The sequence below is a fragment of the Bradyrhizobium oropedii genome (assembly GCF_020889685.1).
Classification (GTDB): domain Bacteria; phylum Pseudomonadota; class Alphaproteobacteria; order Rhizobiales; family Xanthobacteraceae; genus Bradyrhizobium; species Bradyrhizobium oropedii.
The window spans coordinates 1-10,526 of sequence record NZ_JACMYO010000245.1; the positions used below are offsets into that span (position 1 = coordinate 1).

7 protein-coding genes are annotated in these 10,526 nt (G+C 64.2%); 2 read left to right on the plus strand and 5 right to left on the minus strand.

Going from position 1 to position 10,526, the window contains the following annotated elements:
• Positions 1-148 precede the first annotated feature (148 nt).
• Complete coding sequence (locus H8A95_RS38510; RefSeq protein WP_229187807.1) at positions 149-1,003, plus strand: caspase family protein; 855 nt, start codon at positions 149-151, stop codon at positions 1,001-1,003.
• A 173-nt stretch (positions 1,004-1,176) separates the two neighbouring features.
• Here H8A95_RS38510 and H8A95_RS38515 read toward each other — a convergent pair whose 3' ends face one another.
• Positions 1,177-2,055 carry an efflux RND transporter periplasmic adaptor subunit gene (locus tag H8A95_RS38515; RefSeq protein ID WP_229187808.1) on the minus strand — a complete coding sequence of 293 codons (879 nt, stop codon included), beginning with the start codon at positions 2,053-2,055 and terminating at the stop codon, positions 1,177-1,179.
• Positions 2,056-2,125: 70 nt separating this feature from the next.
• Complete coding sequence (locus H8A95_RS38520; RefSeq protein ID WP_229187809.1) at positions 2,126-3,139, minus strand: alpha/beta fold hydrolase; 1,014 nt, start codon at positions 3,137-3,139, stop codon at positions 2,126-2,128.
• Between the two features lie 70 nt (positions 3,140-3,209).
• Here H8A95_RS38520 and H8A95_RS38525 point away from each other — a divergent pair, with 70 nt between their 5' ends.
• Positions 3,210-6,200 carry a type I restriction endonuclease subunit R gene (locus H8A95_RS38525; protein WP_229187810.1) on the plus strand — a complete coding sequence of 997 codons (2,991 nt, stop codon included), beginning with the start codon at positions 3,210-3,212 and terminating at the stop codon, positions 6,198-6,200.
• A gap of 703 nt (positions 6,201-6,903) precedes the next feature.
• On the opposite strand, the gene H8A95_RS38530 is transcribed toward H8A95_RS38525, so the two are convergent.
• The 3 genes from H8A95_RS38530 to H8A95_RS38540 form a co-directional block, all read right to left on the minus strand.
• Positions 6,904-7,149, minus strand: coding sequence for a hypothetical protein (locus H8A95_RS38530; RefSeq protein WP_229187811.1), 246 nt, complete (start codon positions 7,147-7,149; stop codon positions 6,904-6,906).
• Positions 7,150-7,380: 231 nt separating this feature from the next.
• Positions 7,381-7,590, minus strand: a complete 210-nt coding sequence (locus H8A95_RS38535; protein WP_029084280.1) for a cold-shock protein — start codon at positions 7,588-7,590, stop codon at positions 7,381-7,383.
• A 191-nt stretch (positions 7,591-7,781) separates the two neighbouring features.
• On the minus strand, positions 7,782-10,220 hold the full coding sequence (locus H8A95_RS38540; protein ID WP_229187812.1) for an adenylate/guanylate cyclase domain-containing protein: 2,439 nt from the start codon (positions 10,218-10,220) through the stop codon (positions 7,782-7,784).
• Positions 10,221-10,526: the final 306 nt, after the last annotated feature.

The following is a 10,526-nucleotide window of genomic DNA, read 5'->3' on the forward strand; positions in this document are numbered from 1 at the left end:
TAAGGGAGTGTTTGTTGCGGCGCCGCAAATTGAGATCAATTCAACGGCACACACACCTCAACCCCATTAAACCTGATCGTCACTGACGCGACTAACTGGCGCGATTTCGCTCGAACGCCATCGGGATAGAGATTGGGACTAGAACGTTATGAACCTTAGGCAGCTTCATATTTCCCGTCGCACCATCGCCGTTTGTGTGGCGGTGGCCGGCACGGTGTCGCTGGCGATCGGCGCCCATGCTGCGCTCAACAAGCGCACCCTCGATGTCGCCAAGGGGACCGTCGCAGGCGCCGTCGCCACCGGGCAGACCGGCAGCATCCCGACCGGCACCTCCCGTCTCGCGCTCATCATCGGCAACGGCCACTACCCGGACGCCGCGGCCCCGCTGGCCCAGCCGATCAACGATGCCCGCACCCTGTCGTCCGCGCTGCGCCGCGAGGGCTTTGACGTCGACGTGGTCGAAGATGCGACCAAGGACGACATGTTCCGCGCGGTCGAGCGCATGAAGGCCAAGATCCGCCCCGACACCGTCGTGATGCTGTTCTTCGGCGGCTACGGCGTGCAGGTCGGTCGTGAGAGCTACATGATCCCGGTCGATGCCACGATCTGGAAGGAAGCCGACGTCAAGCGCACCGGCGTCAGCGTCGATTCCGTGCTCGATGCGATGAAGGAGCGCGGCGCGAAAGCGAAGCTCGTCGTGCTCGATGCCTCGCGCCGCAATCCCTATGAGCGCCGCTTCCGCGCGTTCTCGCACGGCCTCGCGCCGATCAGTCCGCCGGAGAACACCATCGTGCTGAGCTCGGCGACGCCGGGCAAGGTCGCCGACGACAGCAAGGCGCCGAACAGCGTGCTGGTCTCCGAGCTGCTCAACAATCTCAACGCCCAGGCCGGCGCCGAAAGCGCCTTCAACAAGACCCGCGTCGCGATCTCGCGCGCGAGCGAAGGCGAGCAGGTGCCGAGCGTCTCATCGTCGCTGCTGGAAGACATCAAGCTCGGCGGCTGAGCTTCTCTGCTCTATCCACACGTCGTCCCGGCGAAAGCCGGGACCCATAACCACAGGGCGGGGTTGCTGAACCGCGCTGTGGCCACAGCTCTTCAAGACAATTTACATTCGTGGTTATGGGTCCCGGGTCGCGCTTCGCTTGCCCGGGACGACACTGTGAATGTGGCCCCGCCTTACTTCGCGTCCGCGCTGGCGCCCACCGGCCGCACCGGATCGCCCTCGCGCAGCAGCGCGCCGGCGCGGGCGACGACGATGTCGCCTTCCTGGATGCCGTCGCGGATCTCGACCTGGCCGGCCGACATCAATCCGGTCTCGACCCGCCGCGTCTCGACGCGGCCGCCGCGCACCACCTGCACCACGGTGCCGGCGGTGGAATAGAGAATCGCGGTCAGCGGCACCGCGACGCCGCAGCTCTGCCCGGTCTTGATCTGCGCGCGGCCGGACGAATTCACCAGCAGCCGCTTGTTCGACGCGATGCCGACGAACACCTGGCCGAGCTGACTGTTCGGCTCGATGGTCGGCGCGATCAGCCGCACTTTGCCATCCATCTCGCCGGCGCCGATGATCTTGAGCTTTGCCGTCTGTTCGGTCTTCAGCTTGGCGATGTCGCGGGTCGGCACCATGCCGACCAGATCGTATTCGCTCTTGGCGATGATCGAGAACAGCGCGTCCTTGCCCGAGGCCGGGCTGCCTACGATCGCCGACGATGCCGAGATCGTGCCTGCCACTGGCGGCGTGAGGTTGATCGAGTTGGCGCCGTCGGTCAGCCGCGCCAGCACCTGGCCCGCGGTGACGGTGTCGCCGGGATCGGCCTTCACCTCAGCCACCTTCAGGCCGAAGCGGTCGGGCCGGATCTGCTGCTCGTCGCGCGGCAGCACGATGCCCGAGACCTCGACGATGTTGCCAAAGCAGAATTTCGAGGCCTTCAGCACGGTGACGGCGGCGCCCTTCGGCACGGCGTCCGCTTCGCCGGCGGCAGAGGCGGGCGAAGCTGCAAGAGCAAGCAGCGCGGAGGCGGCGAGGGCGGCAGCGCATGCACGAGGCAAAATCATCGGCAGACTATTCCCAAAATGCAGCGCGTTTTCGAGCGAAGTGGGTATCGGTTCGCGTGAAGAAAACGCGTCAATTGAAGCCCCTCCTGAATACCAGATGCGGCCTCGCCGAGCCAGCCGGCTGCACTGTGGCCGGCGCCGTGTCGGCACGGCCGGCATCCGCGGCCAGCTCCAGCTTCGCCAGCTCCTCGGCGCGCCAGACGTGCCGCAGGATCTCCGGGTTGACCCGGTCGGCATGCGTCACCGGCAGCATGTGGCCGGCGGCCGGCAGATGCCGCAGCTCGGCGCCATCAATCAGCGCAGCGAGCTTTGCGACAATGCGCTGCGTCACATAGGGCGACAGCCCGCCCGACATCACAAGCGTCGGCACCCTCACCGCGCGCGCGGCGGCCGCCACGCCGTCGAGATCGAGCGAGGCATTGAAATCGTAAGGCAGCTTGTCAGCCTGCTCGATCGTCCGCAGCCGCCCGCTCGGCGAGAATTGCTCGCGCGGGCCGGAGCCGGCCCAGAACGCGGTGAACGCCTCGACCGCCTCCAGCACCGCGCCGTCGAAAATATCCTGCGACACGATCTGCGCGATCCGCGCGAAGCGGTCGTACAGCCGCGCGTCGGCAGGCGCATCGCGCACAGCATGATCCGGAAAAGTGTGAAGCGGTTTTCCCTCGCGACAAACGCGGGACGCGTTTGCGCGGAGATCATGCTCAAACAGAGCGCTCTTGCGTGATGATCCATCACGCAGCAGCGTCGGCAGCACCGGTTCGATCAGCGTTAGGCTGCGGATGCGCTGCGCATGGGGCGAAGTGGTCGCCAGCCGAAACGCGATCGCCCCGCCATAGGAATGCCCGACCAGATGCATCGGCCCCTTGGCTTTGGCGAGCCAGGGCTCAAGCCGCGCGATCTCGCCATCCAGCGTCCGCGGCCAGTCGCGCCCGCAGGCCGCGACGCCATAGCCGGAAATATCCGGCGCGATGAACGGCGTGGCGCCGAGCGCGGCCGCAAGCTTCGTCCATTGCCGTCCCGACCCCAGCGAGCAGTGCAACGCCACCACCGACGCCGCCGCGTGCGTCCTGTCCAAACCCGTCATCAAACCATCCTGCTTGTTCTTGTTGTCGCCGCCCGCGCGTTCGCACGCCGCCCGTCATGACGCGAGCGAGGTGGGGGAGGCGCTGAAGAAGGCCTTCAGCTACATCAAGGCGCAGCAGGCCCAGCTCGACGCCAGGAACGGCGAGCTGACAAAGCTGCTCACCGACAAGGAGAACCTCGACGAGGAGCTGAAGCGGCTCCGTACCGAGGTCGCAGCCGCCCGCAAGGCCGCCGAGGCCAAGCCCGACCGGCACGACTACAACGAGGCCGAGACCCGCGACCGTTATATTGATCTCCTGCTGCGCGAGGCCGGCTGGGCGCTCGATAGGCCTGAGGATACCGAGTTTCGGGTCGAGGGCATGCCGAACAATGAAGGCGTCGGCTTCGTCGACTACGTGCTGTGGGGTGCTGATGGCAAGCCGCTCGGGGTGGTCGAGGCCAAGCGCACCCGCAAAGATGCGCGCAGCGGTCAGCAGCAGGCCAAACTCTATGCCGATCGTCTGGAAGCGCAGTTTGGTCGGCGGCCGGTGATCTTCTATTCCAACGGCCACGAGCACTGGGTCTGGGACGATACGCGCTATCCGCCGCGCGAAATCGGCGGATTCTATAAACGTGACGAACTGGAGCTGCTGATCCAGCGCCGCACCAGCCGCAAGCCGCTTGGCGGCGAGGCGATCAACCGCAAGATCGTGGAACGGCCTTATCAGCAGCGCGCGATCCGCGCGGTTGCGAAACACTTCGAGCAGGATGGCGAGCGCAAGGCGCTGCTGGTGATGGCGACCGGATCGGGCAAGACCCGGACCGTGATTGCGCTGATCGATCTTCTGATTCGCGCAAACTGGGTCAAGCGCGTGCTCTTCCTGGCTGATCGGACTGCGCTGGTGAACCAGGCTGCGGGGGCCTTCAAGGCGCATTTGCCCGATTCAGCACCCGTCAATCTGGTGACGGAGCGCATCAGCGATGGCCGCGTGTTCGTGTCGACGTACCCGACCATGATGAACCTGATCGATGGTAAACAGGACGGCAAGGTCAAGTTCGGCCCGGGCCATTTCGATCTCATCGTCATCGATGAAGCACACCGCTCTGTCTATCAACGCTACCGCGCCATCTTCGACTATTTCGATTCCTTCCTTGTCGGCCTGACGGCGACGCCGAAGCACGACATCGACAAGAACACCTATTCGCTGTTCGATCTTGAGGACGGCGTCCCCACGGATGCTTACTCGCTGGAAGAAGCGGTAGCCGAAGGGCATCTGGTGCCGCCCAAGGCAATCTCCGTGCCGCTCAGGATCGTGCGCTCCGGCCTGCGTTACGACGACCTTACTCCTGAAGAAAAAGACCAGTGGGACATGCTGGAATGGGGCGAGGAAGAAATTCCCGACAGCGTAGAGGCGGCCGAGGTCAACAAGCGCCTGTTCAACGAAGATACGGTCGATCATGTCATCGCGCATCTGATGCAGAACGGCATCAAGGTCGAGGGCGGTGACCGTCTCGGAAAGACGATCATCTTCGCCAAGAACGAGGCGCATGCAAAATTCATCGAGAAGCGCTTCAATGCCGCCTATCCGGCGCATGCCGGCCATTTTGCACGCGTCATTACCCATCAGACCGGCGCCTATGCGCAGACCCTGATCGATGAGTTCTCGAAGAAGAATGCGATGCCTCACATCGCGATTTCCGTCGACATGCTGGATACGGGTATCGATGTGCCCGAGGTCGTCAACCTCGTGTTCTTCAAGCAGGTTCGATCCAAGACCAAATTCTGGCAGATGGTCGGTCGTGGAACGAGGCTGTGTCCTGACCTATTCGGCCCAGGACAGGACAAGGAGTTCTTCCTAATCTTCGACTACTGCCAGAACGTCGAGTTCTTCGGCGCGAATCCGGAACTGAAGGAAGCGGCGGCAGCACGGTCGCTTTCGGAGCGGCTGTTCGCCGGACGGATCGATCTCGTGCGGGCTCTCGACGAGAAGCATCACGAGACAAACGCGCTCTCGGCGGGCGAGCAAACACCCTATGCCGAAGGCGACGAAACGCCTCCCACGGAGCAGCAAATCCGCGAGAACGCTGCGAAGACGCTGCAAGACGTCGTCGGCGGCATGAACGTCGATAGTTTCATCGTCCGCCAGCACCGCCGCGCGGTCGAGAAATATCGCGGGCCGAAGGAATGGACAGCGATCGATGCCGAGAAGCGCAAGGAACTTGTCGAGGAGGTCGCGCCGCTGCCGTCCTCGCACATGCTGGGCACCGAGGAGGCCAAGCGATTCGACCTCCTGATGTTCTCGTTGGAGCTTGCGTTGCTCAAAGGCTCAAAGCGCTTCGACACATTGCGCAAGCAGCTGCTCGAAATCGCCTCCGCTCTAGAGGACCAGACCGGCATTCCAATCATCGCGCAGCACGCTGCGCTGATCGAGGAAATCCAGACTGACCAATGGTGGGAGGGCGTCACCGTTCCGTTGCTGGAACTGGTGCGCATTCGACTGCGCGACCTGATCCAACATATCGAGAAATCCCGCAAGGCGATTGTCTACTCCGACTTCACCGACGAAATCGGCGAGGGCGTCGAGATGACGTTGCCGCAGATCGGTGCGGCCGACTATGCGCGATTCAGGTCGAAGGCCCGTCATTTCCTTCGCTCGCACAAAGATCATCTTGTCTTGCACAAGCTGCGGCAAGGCAAGCCGCTCACGCCGTCAGATTTGGGCGAGTTGGAGAAAATGCTACTCGATGCTGGCATCGGAGAGCCAGCCGATATCGAACGGGCGCGCGAGGTCAGCCAGGGTTTTGGTCGCTTCGTCCGCTCGCTCGTTGGCCTCGATCCGGCGGCGGTCAGCGAAGCATTTAGTGAATTTCTATCCGCGGGCACCGCCAGCGCCGCACAGATCGAGTTCATCAACATGGTGATCCAGCATCTCACGGATCAGGGCGTCATGGACCCGGCTCTGCTCTACGAGCGCCCGTTCATCGATATCGCTCCGACCGGGCCTGACAAACTCTTCGACGAAGAGAAGGTCACCAAGCTCTTCACGAAGATACGGGATCTCAACGACAGCGCCGTTGCATAGCTCGCAAGGTGTATTCCGATTTTCGGAATTCATCTTGACTTCACCCCCAACTCACTTGTACAACTTCCCCCATCCCGCCCGGCAAGAGGGGCGTATCGCGATCGTCACGAACGTGCGGCGGGATGCGATGGACGCTGGCGGCGTGTGCGACGACACGCGCTGATCGGCGGACGGTGAAGTCGTGTGGTCCTGACGCCCTAGTGGTAGGTGTCTTTTCGCATTGCGCGATGCGCGTTGTGAAGACGGTGACAAACAAGCCAAGTCTCGCCGGGGAGAGCACGAAGTAAGCCGTAACCCATTGCGCAGGGAAGGCCGGATGTTTCCGGTTTCGCCTGTGGTCCTACCTCCCGTGCTTTTTGTTGCACGGGACCCATGGGTGCAATCGGCGCCCGGCCTTCCCTGCGCCCTCTTATGTGAAAGAGGGAGACACGGATCGCATCCCTCGGGCGCAACGCGTCGCGAGATGGCGAACGCGTATCTCTCAGCTGTTTGACAGTGTTGATCGGGGACTAAACGCGGCAGCGCCATACTGCCGCTCCGTCACCCCCGCGCAACGGCTTTGCCGTTGTCGCTGGAGGAGCGCGCTCTTGCGCGTCTCGAAGGGTCGTCGGCCCAATTAGTGGCCGTGTATCTTTCGAGGCTCGCTGCGCTCGCACCTCAGGATGACGGAACGAGGAAGAGCGGTCGTTCGGATCAAGCATCGTCAGCGCGCGATGCGCTTCACCCGCGGTTTCTTCTTGGCAGCGACGGCCGGCTCCGGATCAGCTTCAGTGGCGGCCTTAGCCTCGCGCGCTTCGCGCAGTGCACGCAGACGCTCCATGTTCTTGCGCACGGCGAGTGCGTCGCGCTCGACATCGGCCATGGCGCGCGCGCCTTCCTCGGCCGCCAGGCGCTGGCGCTCGGCTCGCTCAAGGCTTGCGGGCGATGGGGCGGGCTTGCTTGCGGTCATCGGCATCCCTTCGAAGGTGAGATCTTGCGCGGAGGTCTGCGTCCGTCGCGCGAGATGGCGACATGGCGCGCCGCGGGATCACGCGGAATAAAGATACGCAAAAACCCGCCCAATCCAGTGGGACCGAGCGGGTCGCGACGTCATCCCAGTACATCCGTGGAATGACGAGGGGCACGATCCCCCGCTTCAAACGCGGAACGCGTTTGCGCGGGGTCATGCCGATCAAGAGCCTCAGACGATCTGAAGGTTCTCGGCGCTGGTCTTGCCGCGCATCTTGTCGGTCTTCAGCTCGAACGAAACCTTCTGGCCTTCAGCCAGACCGGTCAGACCGGCGCGCTCGACGGCGCTGATGTGAACGAACACATCCTTGCTGCCATCGCTCGGCTCGATGAAACCAAAGCCCTTCTGGCCGTTGAACCACTTCACAGTACCTGTTGCCATCTTCTCTTCTCCAAATTGCGCTGATGCGCATGTGTTGCGCAAAATTGCGCGTCATCGATTGAGTTCACGATGTCTTTGGAGGAGGGCCGTTCTGACCATTCAACAAGGCACAACGGCTAATCGAATGTCGCAAATATACACACTTTGCGCGCGAATGCAAGGTTTCGGCGGTAGCGGGTTCCGCCTGGGGCTCACTCCGCCGCCGTCGCCTTCGCGGCCGGTTCGTCCTTCCAGCGCAGGATCTCCGCGGCCAGGATCGGGTGGTTGAAGCCCTTCAGCACGAGGTCGTCGATGGCACGGCCCTCGACATGGGGCTCGACCATGCCGTAGACGCGGCGGCTCACCACGATCTGGCCCGCTTTGGCCTCGCCGCACAGGCGGGAGGCGAGGTTGGTGACGCTGCCGATCGCGGCATATTCCAGCCGCTGCTCGAAGCCGACCTGGCCGAGCGTTGCGTAGCCGAGCGCGATCCCCATGCCGAACCCCAGGCTGTGGCCGCGGTTGCGCCACTTCTCGGTCAGCGCGCCGATGGTTTCGCGCATCTCGACCGCCATCTTCACCGCACGCAGCGTGTGGTCGTCGAGCTGAATCGGCGCGTTGAACAGGATCATCACGCCGTCGCCGGCATAGCGATCGAGCGTGCCTTCATATTTGAAGATCAGCTTGCCGAGCGCCGCGTGATATTCGCGCAGCACGTTCATCGCCTCTTCCGGCTCGGTCGCCTCGGTGAAGGCGGTGAAGCCGCGCAGGTCGCAGAACACCACAGTCACTTCACGCCGGTGGCTGTCGAGCAGTCCTTCATGACCGTCGGAGGAGGCGATCAGCTGCGCCACCTGCGGCGCCAGGAAACGCTCGAGCTTGCGGATGCGCTCGATCTCGCCAAGCTGGGTCTCGACGCGCGCCTCCAGCGACTTGTTCCAGTCGGTGAGCTGCTCGGTCTGTTCGCGGAGCTTGTCGGCCTGCTCGCGCACGGTGGAATTGGCCTGCTCCAGCGCGTGGCTCTTCTGGTCCACTTCAGTGAACAGCCGCGCGTTGCGCATCGCCAGCACCGCCTGGTGCGCGAAGGTCTTCATCAGGCCGATCATGTTGGCCGGGAAATCGCCGGCCGCCTTGCGCAGCACCACCAGCGCGCCGAGCACGCCCTGCTGGTCGACCAGCGGCACGATCAGCACGGAATGGAAGCCGGCGCCGACCACGACATCGCGCAGCGGATGATCGGGCTGGTCTGTCAGATCGGGAAACGCCAGCGGCTCGCCGTTGGCCGCGGCCTCGGCAAGCGGGCTGTTCGCCGCATCGATCGCGCGGTGATGGCCATCGGCCTCTGCGTCGATGCCGATCGATTGCGTCAGGTTGAAGCTGCGGTTCGCCGCGTCATAGCCATAGATCAGCACCGCATCGGCATGGGTGATCTCGAGCGCGCGGGCGGCGACAGTCGGCAGCACGGCGTTGAGGTCGAGCGATGACGCCACCGCGCGGCCGACCTCCTCCAGCACCTTCAGCTCGTTGATCGATTGCGCGAGGTCGCGGGTGCGCTCCTTCACCTTGCCTTCGAGGTCGGAATAGGTTTCCGCAAGCTGCCCCGCCATGCTGTTGAATTGCCCGGCAAGCTCCTCCAGCTCGTCCGCGGTCTTGACCTCGATGCGATGGCCGAAATCGCCGGCGCCGAGCCGCCGCGCGCCGGCGCGGAGCGCGGTGATCGGCACCAGCATGCGCCGCGCCAAAATCGTGCCGGCGATGATCGCGACCACGAGGCCGAGCGCAATCAGAAGCGCGATGCGTACCAGCTGGTCGCGGATCGGCGACAGCGCCTGCGCGGTCGGCTGCTCATAGAAGACGTGCCAGCCGAGGTTCGGCGCCGCGGTCGCGGTCGTCAGCACGGCGTTACCGTCGATATCCTTGCCGGAGGCGACGGGCCTGCCTTTGGGCGACAGCACGGCCGCGACCTGCGGCAGCGCGGCGAGATCCTTGCCGACCTCGGGCCCCTTCGACGAGCTCGCCAGCACGCGACCCTTGGCGTCGACAACGTAGGCGTAGGTGAGGTGGCCGACCTGGGAATCGCCGAAATAGTCACCGAGGAAGCGCAGGTCGATCTCGGCCACGGTGACGTCGGCGTTGAAGCCGGCATGCTGCTCGCCGATCGACATGAACGGCCGCTCGTCACGGAAATAGGCCGGCGCGTAGGCGGTGCCGCGGCTGACCGTCTCGGTGAAGCGCAGGTCACGGGAGAGGTCGGCGTTGGAGTTCACGGTATAGGTCTGGCGCGACAGCCGCAGCACCTCGTGGCCGCTGGCATTGATCAGGGTGAGCTGGCTCACCGCCGGCACCTGGCCGAGCAGCTGGGCATAGTCGGCGCGGCGCAGGTCGATCGTGTTGGACCAGGCGCGGGTCACCCAGGAGATCTGGCGCTCGAGATCGGAGATCGACTGTTCGATGCGCTTGGCGGTGGCATCCGCCTTCTCGCTCATCGCGTCCGTCAGCGTGCTCTTGATGCCGCGATAGCTGATCCAGGTCTCGAGCGCGCCGTTGACCGCCAGCACGAACACGACGAGGCCGACCAGCGCGAGGACATATTTGGCGAACAGGCCGCCGCGCAGGAACCAGTTCTTGCCCTTGTCCGTAGCCGCGTTCATCCAGCCTCGTCCGTCCCCTCCAATCAGTCGGGTGCGCCATTGGATCTGTCGCTGTTTAGCACGGATCTGCGGGCCGAGGCGGCCCCTCCGGGTGCATGGTTAGCCGAGTCACCCTTCGATCTTGGCGGGAATATCCGGGAATATCAGCGATTGAACAGCTGACGCAGCACGTCCTTCATCGTGGGATTGTCGTGCTGCTCGGCGGTGTCGCCTGGCGGAGGGGGCGGCGGTGGGGGCTGATCGGCGGCCGGCGGGGCGTCCGGCGTGGGCGGAGCCAGGCTGCGGCTTGGGCGCGACGCGTTGCCC